The sequence below is a fragment of the Pseudomonas orientalis genome (genome assembly GCF_022807995.1).
Classification (GTDB): domain Bacteria; phylum Pseudomonadota; class Gammaproteobacteria; order Pseudomonadales; family Pseudomonadaceae; genus Aquipseudomonas; species Aquipseudomonas orientalis_B.
Window position 1 is genome coordinate 4,183,858 of the sequence record NZ_CP094351.1, and the last position, 19,119, is coordinate 4,202,976.

General features: G+C 61.9%; 20 protein-coding genes. 18 read left to right on the forward strand and 2 right to left on the reverse strand.

The window, feature by feature from the left end:
* The first annotated feature begins 85 nt into the window (after window positions 1-85).
* Window positions 86-970 (forward strand): DMT family transporter, encoded by an 885-nt coding sequence (locus MRY17_RS18525; protein WP_181283356.1) that lies wholly within the window; start codon window positions 86-88, stop codon window positions 968-970.
* A gap of 46 nt (window positions 971-1,016) precedes the next feature.
* Here the strand turns inward: MRY17_RS18525 and MRY17_RS18530 are convergent, their stop codons facing one another.
* Window positions 1,017-1,868 carry a DMT family transporter gene (locus tag MRY17_RS18530; RefSeq protein ID WP_243352665.1) on the reverse strand — a complete coding sequence of 284 codons (852 nt, stop codon included), beginning with the start codon at window positions 1,866-1,868 and terminating at the stop codon, window positions 1,017-1,019.
* Between the two features lie 421 nt (window positions 1,869-2,289).
* On the opposite strand from MRY17_RS18530, the gene MRY17_RS18535 reads away from it, so the two are divergent.
* Window positions 2,290-3,081 (forward strand): CPBP family intramembrane glutamic endopeptidase, encoded by a 792-nt coding sequence (locus MRY17_RS18535; RefSeq protein ID WP_243352666.1) that lies wholly within the window; start codon window positions 2,290-2,292, stop codon window positions 3,079-3,081.
* Between the two features lie 203 nt (window positions 3,082-3,284).
* Window positions 3,285-4,850, forward strand: coding sequence for a methyl-accepting chemotaxis protein (locus MRY17_RS18540; protein WP_191952182.1), 1,566 nt, complete (start codon window positions 3,285-3,287; stop codon window positions 4,848-4,850).
* A 110-nt stretch (window positions 4,851-4,960) separates the two neighbouring features.
* Here MRY17_RS18540 and MRY17_RS18545 read toward each other — a convergent pair whose 3' ends face one another.
* A complete protein-coding gene (locus MRY17_RS18545) occupies window positions 4,961-5,653 on the reverse strand; it encodes an alpha/beta family hydrolase (protein WP_243352667.1) in 693 nt (230 codons plus the stop codon).
* Between the two features lie 79 nt (window positions 5,654-5,732).
* Between MRY17_RS18545 and ccoN (MRY17_RS18550) the strand changes: the two genes are divergently transcribed.
* The 15 genes from ccoN (MRY17_RS18550) (at window position 5,733) to MRY17_RS18620 (ending at window position 19,036) form a co-directional block, all read left to right on the forward strand.
* Window positions 5,733-7,157, forward strand: a complete 1,425-nt coding sequence (ccoN, locus tag MRY17_RS18550; RefSeq protein WP_065887897.1) for a cytochrome-c oxidase, cbb3-type subunit I — start codon at window positions 5,733-5,735, stop codon at window positions 7,155-7,157.
* Window positions 7,158-7,167: 10 nt separating this feature from the next.
* Window positions 7,168-7,776 carry a cytochrome-c oxidase, cbb3-type subunit II gene (ccoO, locus tag MRY17_RS18555; RefSeq protein WP_076017220.1) on the forward strand — a complete coding sequence of 203 codons (609 nt, stop codon included), beginning with the start codon at window positions 7,168-7,170 and terminating at the stop codon, window positions 7,774-7,776.
* A 3-nt stretch (window positions 7,777-7,779) separates the two neighbouring features.
* Window positions 7,780-7,980: a cbb3-type cytochrome oxidase subunit 3 gene (locus MRY17_RS18560; RefSeq protein ID WP_065894413.1), complete on the forward strand. Its 201-nt coding sequence runs from the start codon at window positions 7,780-7,782 to the stop codon at window positions 7,978-7,980.
* Complete coding sequence (gene ccoP, locus MRY17_RS18565; protein ID WP_181283351.1) at window positions 7,977-8,924, forward strand: cytochrome-c oxidase, cbb3-type subunit III; 948 nt, start codon at window positions 7,977-7,979, stop codon at window positions 8,922-8,924. The genes MRY17_RS18560 and ccoP (MRY17_RS18565) overlap by 4 nt, the downstream gene beginning before the upstream one ends.
* A gap of 445 nt (window positions 8,925-9,369) precedes the next feature.
* The gene (gene ccoN / locus MRY17_RS18570) at window positions 9,370-10,812 is read left to right on the forward strand and encodes a cytochrome-c oxidase, cbb3-type subunit I (protein WP_181283350.1); all 1,443 of its coding nucleotides are present in this window, start codon (window positions 9,370-9,372) and stop codon (window positions 10,810-10,812) included.
* Window positions 10,812-11,420, forward strand: coding sequence for a cytochrome-c oxidase, cbb3-type subunit II (gene ccoO / locus MRY17_RS18575; RefSeq protein ID WP_025854274.1), 609 nt, complete (start codon window positions 10,812-10,814; stop codon window positions 11,418-11,420). Before ccoN (MRY17_RS18570) ends, ccoO (MRY17_RS18575) begins: the two co-directional genes overlap by 1 nt.
* Window positions 11,421-11,425: 5 nt before the next feature.
* On the forward strand, window positions 11,426-11,611 hold the full coding sequence (locus tag MRY17_RS18580) for a CcoQ/FixQ family Cbb3-type cytochrome c oxidase assembly chaperone (RefSeq protein ID WP_003193169.1): 186 nt from the start codon (window positions 11,426-11,428) through the stop codon (window positions 11,609-11,611).
* Window positions 11,608-12,585, forward strand: coding sequence for a cytochrome-c oxidase, cbb3-type subunit III (ccoP, locus tag MRY17_RS18585; protein ID WP_243352668.1), 978 nt, complete (start codon window positions 11,608-11,610; stop codon window positions 12,583-12,585). Before MRY17_RS18580 ends, ccoP (MRY17_RS18585) begins: the two co-directional genes overlap by 4 nt.
* A 152-nt stretch (window positions 12,586-12,737) precedes the next feature.
* On the forward strand, window positions 12,738-12,992 hold the full coding sequence (locus MRY17_RS18590; protein ID WP_043048997.1) for a type II toxin-antitoxin system Phd/YefM family antitoxin: 255 nt from the start codon (window positions 12,738-12,740) through the stop codon (window positions 12,990-12,992).
* Window positions 12,992-13,402, forward strand: coding sequence for a type II toxin-antitoxin system VapC family toxin (locus tag MRY17_RS18595; protein ID WP_191952187.1), 411 nt, complete (start codon window positions 12,992-12,994; stop codon window positions 13,400-13,402). The genes MRY17_RS18590 and MRY17_RS18595 overlap by 1 nt, the downstream gene beginning before the upstream one ends.
* Before the next feature lie 207 nt (window positions 13,403-13,609).
* Complete coding sequence (ccoG, locus tag MRY17_RS18600; RefSeq protein ID WP_181283346.1) at window positions 13,610-15,013, forward strand: cytochrome c oxidase accessory protein CcoG; 1,404 nt, start codon at window positions 13,610-13,612, stop codon at window positions 15,011-15,013.
* 15 nt (window positions 15,014-15,028) lie between these two features.
* On the forward strand, window positions 15,029-15,568 hold the full coding sequence (locus MRY17_RS18605) for a FixH family protein (protein ID WP_181283345.1): 540 nt from the start codon (window positions 15,029-15,031) through the stop codon (window positions 15,566-15,568).
* Window positions 15,569-15,680: 112 nt separating this feature from the next.
* Window positions 15,681-18,125 carry a heavy metal translocating P-type ATPase gene (locus MRY17_RS18610; protein ID WP_243352669.1) on the forward strand — a complete coding sequence of 815 codons (2,445 nt, stop codon included), beginning with the start codon at window positions 15,681-15,683 and terminating at the stop codon, window positions 18,123-18,125.
* Between the two features lie 22 nt (window positions 18,126-18,147).
* Window positions 18,148-18,360, forward strand: coding sequence for a cbb3-type cytochrome oxidase assembly protein CcoS (gene ccoS, locus MRY17_RS18615; protein ID WP_057721235.1), 213 nt, complete (start codon window positions 18,148-18,150; stop codon window positions 18,358-18,360).
* Window positions 18,353-19,036 (forward strand): sulfite exporter TauE/SafE family protein, encoded by a 684-nt coding sequence (locus MRY17_RS18620; protein WP_181283343.1) that lies wholly within the window; start codon window positions 18,353-18,355, stop codon window positions 19,034-19,036. Before ccoS ends, MRY17_RS18620 begins: the two co-directional genes overlap by 8 nt.
* Window positions 19,037-19,119: the final 83 nt, after the last annotated feature.

Below are 19,119 nucleotides of genomic sequence, written 5' to 3' on the forward strand. Positions count from 1 at the left end.
TTTTTTCATCGACGGCGATACTTAACGATTGTGCCGACCGGAACGCTGGGCAACACTCCCCCGCCCGATTGCGTAGGAATTTTCCGTGAGACCCGTCGATACCCTGTACTTGCTGGGACTGGCCGCCATCTGGGGGGCGAGTTTTCTGTTCATGCGCATCATCGCGCCGGAAATCGGTACGGTGCCGACCGCGTTTTTCCGCGTATCGATCGCTGCCGCCGGCTTGTTGGTGATTCTTGCGATGATGCGCGTGAGCTGGGATTTCCAGGGCAAGTTCAAGACCATTTTACTGCTGGGCGTGATCAACTCCGGGATTCCGGCGACCATGTATTCAGTAGCAGCACAGGTGTTGCCGGCGGGTTATTCAGCGATTTTCAACGCCACCACGCCGCTGATGGGTGTGTTAATTGGCGGGTTGTTTTTCAGCGAGCGCCTGACGCCGTCGAAAATAGCAGGCGTTGCCTTGGGGCTGTTTGGCGTTGCCGTGCTCACGCGTGCGGGGCCGGTGGCATTTGACCTGCAATTGTTGATGGGCGCGTTGGCGTGCCTATTGGCAACGACCTGCTACGGCTTTGCCGGTTTCCTGGCGCGGCGCTGGCTGGATAGGCGTGGCGGATTGGACAGTCGCTTATCAGCCTTGGGCAGTATGTTGGGCGCTACGTTGTTTTTGCTGCCGTTCTTTGCCTACAGCGCCATCAGCCAGCCACCGGCGAGCTGGGGCGGCTGGCAGGTGTGGGCGTCGCTGCTGGGATTGGGGTTGGTGTGTACGGCGTTCGCCTACATCCTGTATTTCCGCCTGCTGTCATCCATTGGCCCGGTCAAGTCGATGACCGTGACCTTCATGATTCCGCCGTTCGGCGTGTTGTGGGGTGCGTTGCTGTTGGAGGAGCCACTGTCCATGGCTCACCTGTATGGCGGGGTGTTGATTGCCGGGGCGTTGTGGTTGGTGTTGCGCCCGCAAAAACTGTAGGAGCGACCTCCTATGGCGAGGCAGCTCGCTCCTACAGGGGTGCGTTTTAGTACTTACGGAATACAAACACCAAACCAACGATGATCAACGCCATCCCCAACAGGCTCAACAGGGCCAGCCGGTTGCCGAAGATCAGGTAGTCCATCACCGCCGTCACCAGATAGAACAAACTGGTGACATTCACCAGGTTGCCGCGGGCGATCAGCCGATACAGCAACAGCGTCGCCAGCACTGACACCACCAACCCCATCCACAGTACCGGCAGGTAAAAGCCCGCCTCGTGTTCAAAGTGAAATGGCTGGAACGGCACGAACACTGCGCACAACAGCATCCCGGCCAGGTATTGCAACGGCAATGTGCCCAACGGGTTGTCGGTGATGCGCTTTTGCATGATCGAGCCAAACGTCATGCTCGCCAGCGCCAGCAGCCCGAACAGCATCCCGGCCAGGGACATGCCGGCCAGCCCGATGCCCTGGTACACCACCATGATCAAGCCGGCCAGCCCTAACCCGAGGCCGAACAGCCGGCGCCAGGAGCGCTGGCGCTCCATCAGCACCACGGTGAGGATCGGCTGGACGCCCATGATGGTCGCCATCACCCCGGGGGTGACTTTGAGGTCCAGGGCCAGCAGATAGAAAATCTGATAGGCCCCCAACAACACCAGGCCCGTCGCCGCCGCATACAGCATGGGCTTGCCGGGACGTGGCAGCGTCAACTTGAGGAGCGGTACCAGCAGTACCAACCCCATCAGGGCGATGGCAAAGCGGATCAACAGAAAGGCAAAGGGCGAAGCATGGGCCAGGCCCAACTTGGAGAAGATCGCCCCGCTGCTCCACAGCAAGACAAACAAGCTCGTCGAGGCCGCCGCGGCCACGGATTGTTTCGAAAGCACAGACATGGTTACCACCTGTTATCAGGCAAAAAAGCCGACTCAGTAAAAAAACTGAATTTCAGTAGGTTTTTTCAGGCAGGCACGGGGCAACAGCGAATAGCTGTTCAGCCCGAAATGCCAACACCCGGCGGTGATACGACTGCGTACACCAGCGTGCTACTGACAGGTGGGGGGTAGTGACTGATCTGCGCAGGCTGCTTGCCACGGCACGGCACGACCACAGCGTTGACCGCTGAATCGACTACCGCTATGCGCTGGGAAGCTGGCATGTGCTGATCTTTTTGAAGGGATAAAGACGCGACGACTATAACCAGCCGCAAACATACTTTGCAATCCTTTCCCCCTTGCCTTGTACGTGGAGGCGTTTTCATGCCCTAGAACCTGGCCACTCGCTATAATGCCGCCCGGTTTTTTCGAAGGATTTCACATGATTGCTTTGCCCTGGCTGTACCTCACCCTACTATCCATTGGCTATGTCGTGGCGTTGATTTACGGCCAACTGGGCGTACTGGCGGCGGTCTCCATCGCACTGCTGCTGCTGGCCGGGTATGCCGTACGCCAGCAACGCAACCCTTGGGCCCGCTACCTTGGCCACGGCTTGTTTATCGTCCTGGCCCTGGGCCTGGCGATGCATTGGTTGCCGGGGTTCTATAACGGCCGCGGTATTGCGCCCCAGCGTTTTACTCCGGACTCAGTGCCGTTCTCGATGTACCTGAACCAGGACAAACCGCTGATTGGCTTCTGGCTGCTGCTGGCCTGCCCATGGATTGTGGCGCGACGCTCATTGCGCCTGTCGATCTGCGTCACGGCCGTGGCCCTGACCCTGGCCGCCATCGCCGCCCTGGGTGGTGCAGCGCTGCTAGGGATGATCAGTTGGGTGCCGAAATGGCCGGACGAGGCGTGGCTGTGGGTGTTGAATAATCTGCTGTTGGTGACGCTGGTCGAAGAAGCGCTGTTTCGCGGGTATATCCAGGGCGGCCTAAGTCGGCGCTTCAAACACCTGCCCTACGGCGAGAACCTCGCGCTGCTGCTGGCCTCGCTGTTATTCGGCCTGGTGCATTTTGCTGCGGGTTGGCAGTGGATGCTGCTGGCGAGTATTGCCGGCGTGGGTTACGGCCTGGCCTATCGCTTTGGCGGTTTGGGCGCGGCGATTGCCACGCATTTTGGCTTGAATCTGCTGCACTTCGGGTTGTTCACCTACCCGATGCTCGCCGGCTAAACCTGCCTTACTGTAGGAGCGAGCTTGCTCGCGAAGGACTTCAACGCTCGCGGGCATCCTGGATGAACGCGTTGCCCTTGAGTGCTTCGCGAGCAAGCTCGCTCCTACAGGGGCAACGCTGCTCGCAGGATTGTTGCAAAAATAAGTTAAATAAATGCCCCGCATGGCCGATACCCCCTGAAAGCCTTGCGGATTGAACAATCATGCGTAATAACCAACCCGTTACCCAGCGCGAACGTACCTTCCCCGCTCAGCAACGGTTGATCTCCACCACAGACGCCAAGGGTGTGATCACCTACTGCAACGACGCCTTTGTCGAAATCAGTGGGTTCACCCGCGACGAACTGATCCGTGCCCCGCACAATCTGGTGCGTCATCCGGACGTTCCGGCGGCGGTGTTCGCGCACATGTGGTCGACGCTCAAACAAGGCTTGCCATGGATGGGCATTGTCAAGAATCGCTGCAAGACCGGTGATCACTACTGGGTTAACGCCTACGTGACACCCGTCTTCGACGGCAACCAGGTGATAGGCTACGAATCGGTGCGCATCAAGCCCACCGCCGAGCAGATTCGCCGGGCCGAAGCGCTCTATCAACGCATCAACCAGGGCAAGTCGGCCGTTCCCCAGCGCGACAAGTGGCTGCCGGTTCTGCAAGACTGGCTGCCGTTTATTCTGGTCAGCCAGCTGAGCTTCATGATCGGCGCCACCCTCACCTCCCAATGGGGCTTTGCCCTGGCGGCCGGGTTGTCGGTGCCATTGGGCCTGCTGGGCCTGAGCTGGCAGCAGCGCGGCCTCAAGCGCTTGCTGCGCCTGGCCGAGCAGACCACGTCGGACCCGCTGATCGCCCAGATGTATACCGACAGCCGTGGCGCCCAGGCGCGCCTGGAGATGTCGATCCTCAGCCAGGAAGCGCGTCTGAAGACCTGCCTCACCCGCCTGCAGGACACCGCCGAACACCTCAACGACCAGGCGGCGCAGTCCAACACCCTCGCGCACAACAGCTCCAGCGGGCTGGAGCGCCAACGCGTGGAGACCGAACAAGTCGCCACGGCGGTCAACCAGATGGCGGCGACTACCCAGGAAGTCGCCAGCCATGTGCAGCGCACGGCGGATGCCACCCAGGAAGCCAATCGCCTGACCGGTCGCGGCCGCGATATCGCCGGGGAAACCCGTGAGGCGATTCAGCGCCTGTCGGTTGCCGTGGGGGAAACCGGTGTCACCGTCACGCAGTTGGCCAAGGACAGCGATGAAATCGGCGGCGTGGTCGATGTGATCAAAGGCATTGCCGACCAGACCAACCTGCTGGCATTGAACGCCGCCATCGAAGCGGCGCGCGCCGGTGAGATGGGCCGTGGCTTTGCGGTGGTGGCTGATGAAGTGCGCCAGTTGGCGCAACGCACCGCCGAATCGACCGGGCAGATCCATACCCTGATCGCCAAGCTGCAAAGCACTGCGGCCGCAGCTGTGCAAACCATGGACGCCGGGCATCGCCAGGCCGAAGAAGGTGTGGCACGGGTGATGGAAGCGGATCAGGCGTTGGTGGGCATCAGTGAGGCGGTTGCCAATATCACCGACATGACGACCCAGATCGCCGCCGCTACGGAAGAGCAAAGCGCGGTTGCCGAAGAGATCAGCCGCAATATCAGCACCATTGCGCTGTTGGCGGACCAGACGTCGGAACAGGCGATGAACTCGGCGCAGTTGAGTGAAGAGCTGACGCATACCGCCAATACCCAGTATTCGCTGGTAGAGCGTTTTAACCGGTAGACCGCTATCGGGGGCAAGTCGAATCGTCGCACCGCCCCTCCCACACTCGACCGCGTTCCAAAGTTGGAATAAGGTCAACATGTGGGAGGGGGCTTGCCCCCGATAGGGCCCTAACAGGCACTCAGAAACCCAGCCACGCGCGCTGCAGCAGCCTCCAGATGCTGTTCATGGGTAAACCCCGAAGCCTTCAGCGGCTTCAAGTCATGATCCCCCGCCACCAACCACATCACCTCGATGCTCGGCGACAACGCATACCCCTCCACCGCCGCCCGATTACCCAGTGCATCCCGCTCACCCTGCACAATCAGTGTCGGCGTTTTCAGCGCGGCCAGATGCTCAACCCGGGGTTTCTCCGGCTTGCCCACCGCATAGAACGGATACCCCAGGCACACCAGCCCATCGGCGCCCAGCTCATCGGCCAATAAACTGGCCATGCGCCCACCCATGGATTTGCCGCCAATCGCCAGTTTCCCAGCGACATGACGTCGCACCTGCGCATACACCTCACGCCAGCATTCCAGCAGTTTCGGCGCCGGATTCGGCGGGCGCTTGCCGCCGTCCGCACGGCGCTGGGCCATGTAGGGAAACTCGAAGCGCAATACGCTCACACCATGCCCGGCAAGGCGCGCAGCCATGTCGTTCATGAACGCCGAGTCCATCGGCGCACCGGCGCCGTGGGCCAGGATCAGCGTGACAGGCTGGCCTGAAGGTGCCTGCGCCGCGACATCCCATAACCAGCCGCGCTCGTGCACACACTGTGCCCATTGATCCCCGTCAATACTGGCCTTGTGCTCTTTGCCCATGCTTGCCTCGCTTTTTAGTCTGCCTATAACTCCAGCCCAAGTGCCGCATCTGCTTGGGTTGAACCGTGGATGGGGAACCATGAACACTACTTTAAGTACCGCCTATAACTACAAGGTGGTCCGCCAATTCGCCATTATGACGGTGGTGTGGGGCATCGTCGGCATGGGGCTCGGGGTTTTTCTCGCGGCCCAATTGGTCTGGCCTGCGCTCAACTTCGATCTGCCCTGGACCAGCTTCGGTCGCCTGCGCCCGTTGCACACCAACGCGGTCATCTTCGCCTTCGGCGGCTGTGCGCTGTTCGCCAGCTCCTTCTACTCGGTGCAGCGCACCTGCCAGACAACGCTGTTCGCGCCGAAAATCGCCGCGTTCTGCTTCTGGGGCTGGCAACTGGTGATCCTGCTGGCCGCAATCACATTGCCGCTGGGCTACACCAGCTCCAAGGAATACGCCGAACTGGAATGGCCGATCGACATCTTGATCACCATCGTCTGGGTCGCCTATGCCATCGTGTTCTTCGGCACGATCATGAAGCGCAACACCAAGCACATCTACGTCGGCAATTGGTTCTTCGGTGCCTTCATCATCACCGTGGCGATCCTGCATATCGTCAACAACCTGGAAATCCCGGTCAGCCTGACCAAGTCCTACTCGCTGTACGGCGGTGCGACGGATGCCATGGTGCAGTGGTGGTACGGCCATAACGCAGTAGGCTTTTTCCTCACCGCAGGCTTTCTCGGGATGATGTACTACTTCGTGCCCAAGCAGGCCGAACGCCCGGTGTATTCCTATCGTTTGTCCATCGTGCACTTCTGGGCGCTGATCACCCTGTATATCTGGGCCGGCCCCCACCACCTGCACTACACCGCGCTGCCGGACTGGGCGCAGTCGCTGGGCATGGTGATGTCGCTGGTGCTGCTGGCACCCAGCTGGGGCGGCATGATCAACGGCATGATGACCCTGTCGGGCGCCTGGCATAAGTTGCGCAGCGACCCGATCCTGCGCTTTCTGGTGGTATCCCTGGCGTTCTACGGCATGTCGACCTTCGAAGGCCCGATGATGGCGATCAAGACCGTCAACGCCCTCTCCCACTACACCGACTGGACCATCGGCCACGTACACGCCGGCGCACTGGGTTGGGTGGCGATGATTTCCATCGGCGCGCTGTACCACATGATCCCGAAAGTCTTCGGTCGCGAGCAAATGTACAGCCTCGGCCTGATCAACGCGCATTTCTGGCTGGCCACCATCGGCACCGTGCTCTACATCGCCTCGATGTGGGTCAACGGCATCGCCCAAGGCCTGATGTGGCGTGCGGTCAACGAAGACGGCACCTTGACCTATTCCTTCGTCGAAACCCTGGTGGCCAGTCACCCGGGCTTCATCGTGCGGCTGGTGGGCGGTGCGGTGTTCCTCAGCGGCATGTTGCTGATGGCTTACAACACCTGGCGCACCGTGCGTTCGGTGCAGCCTGTCGAAGCCGTCCCTGTCGCGCAGCTGGCCTGAGGAGTCGATGATGAAACACGAAACGATTGAAAAGAACGTCGGCCTGTTGATGCTGCTCATGGTGCTGGCCGTGAGCATCGGCGGCCTGACCCAGATCGTCCCGCTGTTCTTCCAGGACGTGACCAACAAGCCGGTGGAAGGCATGAAGCCCTATACCGCGCTGCAACTGGAAGGCCGCGACATCTACATCCGCGAAGGCTGCGTGCAGTGCCACTCGCAGATGATCCGCCCGTTCCGCGCCGAAACCGAACGCTACGGCCACTATTCGGTGGCCGGCGAAAGCGTATGGGACCATCCTTTCCTGTGGGGTTCCAAGCGCACCGGGCCGGACCTGGCCCGCGTTGGCGCACGCTACTCGGACGACTGGCACCGCGCGCACCTGTACAACCCGCGCAACGTGGTGCCGGAGTCGAAAATGCCGGCTTATCCGTGGCTGGTCACCGCCGCCGTCGACAGCAGCCACACCGAGACCAAGTTGAAGGTGATGCGCACCCTCGGCGTGCCCTACACCGATGACGACATCGCGGGCGCGGTCGCCAGCCTCAAGGGCAAGACCGAAATGGACGCGCTGGTTTCCTACCTGCAAGTGCTCGGCACTGCCATCAAGAGCAAGAGGTGAGCCATGGGATTTGAATTCGATGCGGGCACCATCCGCGGCCTCGGCACGCTGGTGGTGGCCATCGCCTTTATCGGCCTGTCGCTGTGGGTCTTCAACAACCGGCGCAATGCAGAGTTCGAGCAGGCGCGCCTGCTGCCGTTCGCCGATGAACCTTCTCCACACAATGCTCAAGAAGAGCCTGCAACAAGGAGCAACCAGCCATGACCCTGTTTTGGAGTACATGGATCTGCGTATTGACCCTGGGCAGCCTGATCGGCCTGACCTGGCTGTTGATCGGCACCCGCAAGGGCGAAACCCGCGGCAGCGTGGACCAGACCATGGGCCACGCCTTCGACGGTATCGAGGAATACGACAACCCGCTGCCCCAGTGGTGGTTCATGCTGTTCGTCGGCACCCTGGTATTTGCCGTCGGCTACCTGATCCTCTACCCGGGCCTGGGCAACTGGAAAGGCATACTGCCGGGCTATGAAGACGGCTGGACGTCGGCCAAGGAGTGGGACAAGGAAATGGCCAGGGCCGACACCAGGTTCGGGCCGATCTTCGCCAAATTCTCGGCCATGCCGGTGGAAGAGGTGGCCAAGGACCCGCAAGCCTTGAAGATGGGCGGTCGCCTGTTCGCCTCCAACTGCGCGGTGTGCCACGGCTCGGACGCCAAGGGCGCGTATGGCTTCCCGAATCTTGCGGACAACAACTGGCGCTGGGGCGGTTCGGCCGAGGCGATCAAGGCCACCATCCTGAACGGTCGCCACGCGGCGATGCCGGCCTGGGGTGAAGTGCTGGGCGAGGACGGCGTGAAGAATGTCGCCGCGTATGTACGTCACGATCTGGCCAAACTGCCACTGCCGGCCGACAGCACCGCTGACCTCGCCGCGGGCCAGGCCGCCTTCAACACCACCTGCGTCGCCTGCCACGGTCCACAGGGTCACGGCGTTGAAGCCATGGGCGCGCCGAACCTGACCGAGCCCGCAGGATTCATCTACGGCACCAGCCTGGCGCAGTTGCAGCAGACCATTCGCCATGGTCGCCAGGGCCAGATGCCGGCGCAGGACGTGCTGCAAGGCAATGACAAGGTGCATCTGCTGGCGGCTTACGTGTACAGCCTGTCCCATAACGCTGAAGGCGCAACGCCAGACAGCGCGATCAAGTAGGGCTGCAACCCGTTTAACTGTAGGAGCGAGCTTGCTCGCGAAGAACCTGAGGACACCACGCTTATCCAGCATAAACGCGGCGTTCTGAAGTTCTTCGCGAGCAAGCTCGCTCCTACAGGGATCCGATGTTGTTTTCATTTGCGCGACCAAGTGTCACACCCTGCCATAGCCCAGCTTTCCCCCCCTCATATTCGGGTCTACGCTTGTTCCCACAGTGGGCCAATCCTGGCATACGCGACGGTATCCGTTGCGCCCTCTAAATTTCCTGTCCACTCGATCAGCTTTCGATTTCTGACTTTGTCCTTACACAAAACAGGGAAAGGGCGCAGAATCTGGCGTGGAACGCCTTGATACAGGTCAGTCATTGCGTTGCAATGGCCCCTCGCTTTCTACATACTTGCGGCCGATTTTACCTATAAAAAAACCTAAACCGTGGAACCTTAGAATGAGCACAGCAATCAGTCCGACTGCTTATAACTATAAGGTGGTTCGCCAGTTCGCCATCATGACGGTGGTCTGGGGGATCCTTGGCATGGGGCTCGGGGTGTTCATTGCCTCGCAACTGGTCTGGCCGCAATTGAATTTCGACCTGCCCTGGACGACCTTCGGCCGCCTGCGCCCGCTGCACACCAACCTGGTGATCTTTGCCTTCGGCGGCTGCGCGTTATTTGCCACCTCCTACTATGTCGTGCAGCGCACCTGCCAGACGCGCCTGATCTCCGATGGCCTGGCCGCCTTCACCTTCTGGGGCTGGCAGGCGGTCATCGTCGGCGCCATCATCAGCCTGCCGCTGGGCTACACCACCACCAAGGAATACGCCGAGCTGGAATGGCCGATCGCCATTTTGCTTGCCATCGTGTGGGTGACCTACGCCTTGGTGTTCTTCGGCACCATCGTCAAGCGCAAGACCAAGCACATCTATGTCGGAAACTGGTTCTACGGGGCGTTCATCCTGGTCACGGCGATGCTGCACATCGTCAACCACGCGTCCCTGCCGGTCAGCCTGTTCAAGTCCTATTCGGCCTACTCCGGCGCGACGGATGCGATGATCCAGTGGTGGTACGGGCATAACGCCGTAGGTTTCTTCCTCACCACCGGCTTCCTGGGAATGATGTATTACTTCGTGCCGAAACAGGCCGAACGTCCGATCTATTCCTATCGCCTGTCCATCGTGCACTTCTGGGCGCTGATCACCCTGTACATCTGGGCCGGCCCCCACCACCTGCACTACACCGCGCTGCCGGACTGGGCGCAGTCACTGGGCATGGCCATGTCGATCATCCTGCTGGCACCCAGCTGGGGCGGCATGATCAACGGCATGATGACCCTGTCGGGCGCCTGGCATAAGCTGCGTACCGACCCGATCCTGCGCTTTCTGGTGGTGTCCCTGGCGTTCTACGGCATGTCGACCTTCGAAGGGCCGATGATGGCGATCAAGACCGTCAACTCGCTGTCCCACTACACCGACTGGACAATCGGTCACGTACACGCCGGGGCCCTGGGTTGGGTGGCAATGATCTCCATCGGCGCGCTGTACCACATGATTCCCAAGCTGTTCGGCCGCGCGCAGATGCACAGCGTCGGGCTGATCAATACGCACTTCTGGCTGGCCACTATCGGCACCGTGCTCTATATCGCCTCGATGTGGGTCAACGGCATCACCCAGGGCCTGATGTGGCGTGCGATCAACGATGACGGCACCCTCACGTATTCCTTCGTCGAAGCGCTGCAAGCCAGCCACCCGGGCTATATCGTCCGCGCCCTGGGCGGTGCGTTCTTTGCCGCCGGCATGCTGTTCATGGCTTACAACGTCTGGCGCACCGTGCGTGCCTCCGACCCGGCGCAAGCTGAAGCCGCCGCCAAGATCGCCGTTGTGGGAGCCCACTGATGAAGCATGAAGTTGTCGAGAAGAATATCGGCCTACTGGCCTTCTTCATGGTCATCGCCGTGAGCATCGGCGGCCTGACCCAGATCGTGCCGCTGTTTTTCCAGGACGTGACCAACAAGCCGGTCGAAGGCATGAAGCCGCGCACCGCCCTCGAACTGGAAGGCCGCGACGTCTACATCGCCAACGGTTGCGTGGGCTGCCATTCGCAGATGATCCGCCCGTTCCGTGCCGAGACCGAACGTTACGGCCACTACTCGGTGGCCGGTGAAAGCGTGTGGGATCACCCGTTCCTGTGGGGTTCCAAGCGTACCGGCCCGGACCTGGCCCGCGTTGGCGGGCGTTACTCCGATGACTGGCAGCGTGCGCACCTGTACAACCCGCGCAACGTGGTGCCCGAGTCGAAAATGCCGGCGTACCCGTTCCTGGTGGAAAACAAGCTCGACGGCAAGGACACCGCGAAAAAAATGGAAGTCCTGCGCACCCTGGGCGTGCCCTACACCGACGAAGACATCGCCGGCGCGGCTGCAGCCGTGAAGGGCAAGACCGAAATGGACGCATTGGTGGCCTACCTGCAAGGCCTTGGCACCCTTATCAAAAGCAAACGGTGACCGGCATGGATATCGGGATGATTCGCGGCCTGGGCACTGTTGTGGTGATGGTGGCCTTTATCGGCCTGGCGCTGTGGGTGTTCAGCCCCCGGCGCAAATCGGAATTCGACGACGCGACCATGCTGCCCTTTGCAGATGATCCCGAAGCCATCAAGCACGTCGAGCAAGCGTCTAGGAGTAACAAAGAATGACTACGTTCTGGAGTCTGTACGTCACAGTCCTCAGTCTGGGTACCATCTTCGCCCTGACCTGGCTGCTGCTGTCGACCCGCAAGGGCCAGCGCGCCGAGCAGACGGACGAGACCGTCGGCCACTCGTTCGACGGCATCGAGGAATACGACAACCCGCTGCCCAAATGGTGGTTCATGCTGTTTGTCGGCACCATCATCTTTGCCCTCGGTTATCTGGTGCTGTACCCGGGCCTGGGCAATTGGAAAGGCGTGCTGCCGGGCTACAACTACCTCGACAACGACAAGCAAACCCCGTTTGCCAACGGCCAGACCGGCTGGACCGGCGTGCATGAGTGGGAAAAGGAAATGGCCAGGTCGGAGGCCAGATTCGGGCCGATCTTCGCCAAATTCGCCTCGATGCCGATTGAAGAAGTCGCCAAGGACCCGCAAGCCCTGAAGATGGGCGGTCGGCTGTTCGCCTCCAACTGCTCGGTGTGCCACGGTTCCGACGCCAAGGGCGCCTACGGTTTCCCCAACCTCACCGACGCCGACTGGCGTTGGGGCGGCGACCCGGCAACCATCAAGCAAACCATCATGCAAGGCCGCCACGCGGTCATGCCAGGCTGGGCTGAAGTGATCGGCGAACAAGGCGTGGCGGACGTAGCGGCCTTCGTGGTGACCAACCTCGACGGCCGCAAACTGCCGGAAGGCGCCAAGGCCGACGTGGCCAACGGCGAGAAACTCTTCGCCGCCAACTGCGTGGCCTGCCACGGCCCGGCGGGTAAAGGCACCCCCGCCATGGGCGCGCCGGACCTGACGCATCCAGGCGCGTTCATCTACGGTTCGAGCTTCGCCCAGTTGCAGCAGACCATCCGCTATGGCCGCCAGGGCCAGATGCCGGCGCAGGAGCAACTGCAGGGCAATGACAAGGTGCACTTGCTGGCGGCGTATGTGTACAGCTTGTCCCATGGGGAGAAGAAGGCCGAGGAGCATTAGGCCCTCGAATACAGCTTCGAATACAACTAAGCCCCGCCCAGCGAAAACTGGCGGGGCTTGTTTGTTTCCGGCTCCCAGGGCCTCATGACTTGCCACGCGCAACCATCAAGTAGTAACGTAACTACATCGAGCCCGACAAAGGGGAATACCCCATGACCATCACGACCATTTCCAGCCGCGAATTCAACCAGGACACAAGTGGTGCCAAAAAAGCCGCCCGCAACGGCCCGGTTTTTATCACCGATCGCGGCAAGCCTGCCCATGTACTGCTAAGCATTGAGGACTACCAGAAACTCACAGGTCTGAATGCCGACATCGTTGACCTGCTGGTGATGCCGGAAGCGGCCGATATCGACTTCGAAACCGAACGTGCCGTGATCATTCATCGACCCGTGGACCTTTCTTGATGTATCTACTCGACACCAACGTAATCTCTGAACTGCGTAAACCTCAGGCTGATGCAAAGGTCGTTGCCTGGGCCAAGAGCGTGATAGCGCCGCGTATGTTTATCTCGGCGATCACGCTGAAGGAACTGGAAACCGGAGTTCTGCGCATCGAGCGGCGAGACCCGGCTCAGGGGAAGGTATTGAGGACCTGGCTCAGGCGCCATGTGATGCCCGCTTTTGATGCCAGAATCCTGCCCGTCGACGCGGCCGTCGCGTTGCGTTGTGCGCACTTGCATGTTCCAGACCGGGCCAACGAGAGTGACTCGCTGATCGCCGCAACCGCTCTGGTTCATGGGCTTACTGTGGTCACGCGTAACGTCAGCGATTTCAAATCCAGCGGCGTTGCGCTGATCAATCCATGGGACGAATGACCGCTCTGCGAGCAAAAACCGACCATACTTCCCAAGTCAATTGATCCAGATCACTTACACCATCAATTGATTCACCCCAACGCGACCAAAGGTCGCACCCTTTGCGCACCATCGGGGGCGTATCATTAAGCCACTGCAACACCCTTAATTTGACCCCGGTTGGCACGTACTGGCCGAGGCAAATCTCCACCGCCGTGGGATGCAATGATGAGCGACCAGATACCGGTACACGACGTTACCCCGCCTGCCAAAAGCGTCGACCTCTACGCGTCGCGAGAGAAGATTTATACCCGCGCCTTCACCGGCCTGTTCCGCAATCTGCGCATGCTCGGCGGTGCCGGTCTGTTCCTGCTGTACTTCGGTACGGTGTGGCTGAACTGGGGCGGTCATCAGGCGGTATGGTGGAACCTGCCGGAGCGTAAGTTCTTTATTTTTGGCGCGACGTTCTGGCCCCAGGATTTCATCCTGCTCTCGGGCATCCTTATCGTCGCGGCGTTCGGCCTGTTCTTTATCACCGTGTACGCCGGGCGCGTGTGGTGCGGTTATACCTGCCCGCAAAGCGTGTGGACGTGGATCTTCATGTGGTGCGAGAAGGTCACCGAAGGCGACCGCAACCAGCGCATCAAGCTCGACAAGGCGCCCATGGGCGCCAACAAGTTCCTGCGCAAGTTCAGCAAGCACACGCTGTGGCTGCTGATCGGTTTTGTCACCGGCATGACCTTCGTCGGCTACTTCTCGCCGATCCGCGAGCTGGTATTGGATTTCTTCACCGGACAGGCCGACGGCTGGTCGTACTTCTGGGTGGGCTTCTTCACCCTTGCTACCTACGGCAACGCCGGCTGGCTGCGTGAACAGGTGTGCATCTACATGTGCCCTTACGCGCGTTTCCAGAGCGTGATGTTCGACAAGGACACGCTGATCGTGTCCTACGACCCACGCCGTGGCGAAGTGCGCGGCCCGCGCAAGAAAGGGGTCGACTACAAGGCCCAGGGCCTGGGCGATTGCATCGACTGCACGATGTGCGTGCAAGTGTGCCCCACCGGTATCGACATCCGCGACGGCCTGCAGATCGAGTGCATCGGCTGCGCCGCCTGCATCGACGCCTGCGACACCATCATGGACAAGATGGACTATCCACGCGGCCTGATCAGCTACACCACCGAGCACAATCTGTCCGGGCAGAAAACCCATAAATTGCGTCCGCGCCTGATCGGTTACGCCCTGGTATTGCTGGCGATGATCAGCCTGCTGGTGGCCGCGTTCTTCATGCGTTCGCTGGTGGGCTTTGACGTGAGCAAGGACCGTGTGCTGTACCGCGAAAACGCCGAAGGCCGCATCGAGAACGTCTACAGCCTGAAGATCATGAACAAGGACCAGCGCGACCACACCTACGTGCTCGACGCCGCCGGCCTGCCCGATCTCAAGCTGCAAGGCCGGCGCGAAATCAAGGTGGCCGCCGGCGATATCGTCAGCATGCCGGTGGAGTTGTCGAGTGCACCCGAGCAGTTGCCGTCGAGCACCAACGAGGTGACGTTCATCCTCGAGGATGCCGACGACACCAGCGTTCACATTGAAGCCAAGAGCCGATTCATCGGCCCACAAGTTCGTTAGACAGGGAATACACGAATGCCCGTAACCACTGCCGCAAGCCCTTGGTACAAGCACCTCTGGCCCTGGATCATCATCGCCATCCTCGCCTGCTCGGTGACGCTGACCTTGTCCATGGTGACCATCGCGGTGAATAACCCGGACAACCTGGTCAATGACAACTATTACGAGGCCGGCAAAGGCATCAACCGCTCCCTGGACCGCGAACGCCTGGCCCAGACCCTCCAGTTGCGCGGCAAGCTGCACCTGGACGAACTGACCGGTGAAGTCGAACTGCGCCTGACCGGCTACAGCAACCCGAACACGCTGGAACTGAACCTGATCTCCCCGACCCAGCCGCAGAAGGACCGCAAGATCAACCTGACCCGCAGCGACAGCGAACCTGGCCGCTATATCGGCCAGGTTACCGACAAGGTCGAAGGCCGGCGCTTCGTGGAATTGCTCGGCGTGGAAGGCGACCAGACCTGGCGTCTGTTCGAAGAAGAAGAGGTCAGCCACGACAAGGACTTGCTGCTCGGAGACGAACCGTTGCAGGGTGCCGAAGACCTGAAAAAGTAAAAGATCGCGCTTCGCGCATCGCGGGCAAGCCCACTCCCACATTGGAACGCGTACCCCTGTGGGAGTGGGCATGCCCGCGATGAGGCCCTTCCAGCCACCAAAGATCCCGACCATGACCACCCCCTGCTACCACTGCGCCCTGCCCGTCCCCGCCGGCAGTCGGTTCACCGCCCAAATCCTCGGCGAACGCCGCGAGCTCTGCTGCCCGGGCTGCCAGGCGGTGGCCGAGGCGATTGTGGCGGGCGGGCTGGAAGGCTATTACCAACACCGCAGCGAAGCCTCGGCCAACCCCGAAGCACTGCCGGTGCAACTGCTCGATGAATTGGCGCTGTACGACCGCGCCGACGTGCAAAAGCCATTCGTGCGCCACACAGGCGAACTCGCTGAAATCACCCTGCTCATGGAAGGCATCAGTTGCGCGGCCTGTGGCTGGTTGATCGAGAAACACCTGCGCGGCCTGCCCGCCGTGGCCGAGGCACGGCTGAACCTGTCCAACCACCGCCTGCATGTGCGCTGGGCCGACGGGCAGTTACCGTTGAGCCAGGTGCTCAGTGAACTGCGCCATATCGGTTATGCCGCCCACCCCTATCAAGCGGACCGTGCCGCCGAACAACTGGCCGGCGAGAACCGCCTGGCCCTGCGCCAGCTGGGTGTTGCCGGGTTGTTGTGGTTCCAGGCCATGATGGCGACCATGGCCACCTGGCCGGAATTCAATATCGACCTCAGCCCCGAACTGCATGTGATCCTGCGCTGGGTTGCGATGTTTCTGACAACTCCTATCGTGTTCTACAGCTGCGCACCGTTTTTCAAAGGCGCGCTGCGCGATCTGCGCACGCGTCACCTGACCATGGACGTGTCGGTGTCCCTGGCCATTGGCGGGGCTTATCTGGCGGGCATCTGGACGGCGATCACCGGCGTGGGTGAGCTGTACTTCGACGCGGTCGGCATGTTCGCGCTGTTCCTGCTGGCCGGACGCTACCTGGAGCGGCGTGCCCGCGAGCGCACCGCCGCGGCCACCGCGCAGTTGGTCAACCTGCTGCCCGCCTCGTGCCTGCGCCTGGGCGCGGACGGCCAGAGCGAACGCATCCTGCTGGGCGAGCTGGTCGTGGGCGACCGTGTACTGGTGCACCCTGGCGCGGTGCTGCCGGCGGACGGCGTGATTGTCGAAGGCCAGTCCAGCGTCGACGAATCCCTGCTTACCGGCGAATACCTGCCGCAGCCCCGGCACGTCGGCGACCCGGTCACTGCCGGCACCCTAAATGTGGAAGGCGCGCTGAGCGTCCAGGTGCGCGCCCTGGGTCACGACACGCGCCTGTCTGCCATCGTGCGCCTGCTGGAGCGCGCCCAGGCCGAAAAACCGCGCCTGGCACAGATCGCCGACCGCGCCGCGCAATGGTTTTTGCTGGGTTCCCTGCTGGCGGCTGCGGTGATCGGCCTGGTGTGGTGGCAGCTGGATGCATCACGGGCGTTCTGGATAGTCCTGGCGATGCTGGTCGCTACCTGCCCGTGCGCGCTGTCCCTGGCGACCCCCACCGCCCTCACCGCTGCCACCGGCACGCTGCACAGCCTTGGGTTGCTGCTGACCCGCGGCCATGTGCTGGAAGGCCTGAACCAGATCGACACGGTGATTTTCGACAAGACCGGAACGCTCACCGAAGGGCGCCTGGCGTTGCGCGCCATCCGGCCCCTGGGCGAACTGGACAGCGAGCAGTGCCTGGGCCTCGCCGCCGCGCTGGAAAACCGCTCCGAACACCCGATTGCCCGCGCCTTTGGCCGTGCGCCCCTGGCGGCCCATGACGTATCCAGCAGCCCCGGCCTCGGCCTGGAAGGACGTGTGGGCGAACACCTGTTGCGCATCGGCCAATCTGCTTTTGTCTGTGAACTCAGCGCCTGCCCGATCCCGGCGTCACCGGACGAAGCCGGCCAATGGCTGCTGCTGGGCGATCAACGCGGCGCGCTCGCCTGGTTTGTGCTCGACGACCGCCTGCGCAGCGATGCGCCGGCCCTGCTGGCGGCGTGCAAGGCGCGCGGCTGGCGCACGCTGCTGCTGTCGGGAGACAGCTCGCCGATGGTCGCCAGTGTCGCGGCTGAGCTGGGCATCGATGAAGCCCACGGCGGCCTGCGTCCCGACGACAAGCTGCAGGTGCTGCAACGCCTGCATCGAGAAGGCCGCACAGTGCTGATGCTCGGCGACGGCGTCAACGATGTGCCCGTACTGGCCGCTGCGGATATCAGCGTGGCGATGGGTTCGGCCACCGACCTGGCAAAGACCAGCGCCGATGCGGTGCTGCTGTCCAACCGCCTTGAGGCATTGGTACAGGCGTTTACCCTGGCGCGCCGCACACGCCGGGTTATCATCGAAAACCTGCTGTGGGCCGGGTTGTACAATGGCCTGATGCTGCCGTTCGCGGCCCTGGGGTGGATCACCCCCATCTGGGCGGCGATCGGCATGTCCCTCAGTTCGTTGACGGTGGTGCTCAATGCCCTGCGCCTGACTCGTCTGCCGAGTCCGCCGGCCGTTGGCGCGCCCTTGATCAATCGCCCGCTGCCGGCTTGAGCCGCGCGGGCATGGAGTGCAAATGCCAGCTCTATACGTGATGATTCCGGCGGCGCTGCTGTTGGTGGGTGTGGCCATCTATATCTTCTTCTGGGCCGTGGACAGCGGCCAGTACGAAGACCTCGACGGCCCGGCCCACAGCGTGCTGTTCGACGACCAGGACCCGAACCACCTGGCCGCCATCGACGAAGCCAACCGCGCCGAACAGCCGCCCAAGGAACCACCGCATGCTTGAGTTGGCGCCTTTGCTGGCCTCTGCGCTGATCCTCGGCCTGCTCGGCGGCGGCCATTGCCTGGGCATGTGCGGCGGGTTGATGGGGGCGCTGACCCTGGCGATTCCCAGGGAACAGCGCAGCCGCCGTTTTCGCCTGCTGCTGGCGTACAACCTGGGGCGCATCCTCAGTTATGCCGTGGCGGGGTTGCTCATCGGCCTGGCCGGCTGGGCCGTGGCCAACAGCCCGGCGGCGATGTTCATGCGGGTGCTCGCCGGGCTGCTGCTGATCAGCATGGGCCTGTACCTGGGCGGCTGGTGGAGCGGCCTGACCCGTATCGAAAGCCTGGGTCGCGGCCTGTGGCGGCATATCCAGCCGATTGCCAGCCGGTTGCTGCCGGTCTCCAGCCTGCCCCGCGCCTTACTGCTGGGCGCGCTGTGGGGCTGGTTGCCGTGCGGCTTGGTCTACAGCACCCTGCTATGGGCCGCGAGCCAGGGCAATGCGCTGGACAGCGCGCTGCTGATGCTGGCGTTCGGCCTGGGCACATGGCCGGTACTGCTGGCGACCGGGCTGGCCGCCGAGCGTGTCACCGCGTTGTTGCGCAAGCGCAGCGTGCGCATGGCCGGTGGCTTGCTGGTCATTGTCTTCGGGATCTGGACCCTCCCCGGGCCGCACCAGCACTGGCTGATGGGGCATTGACCGGCCCTGTGGCATAGCGCCGCTCCCCGTTGATGCAAATCAACATGCCCTCCCCACCCTGCCCCTAGACTCGGCCCACCAGC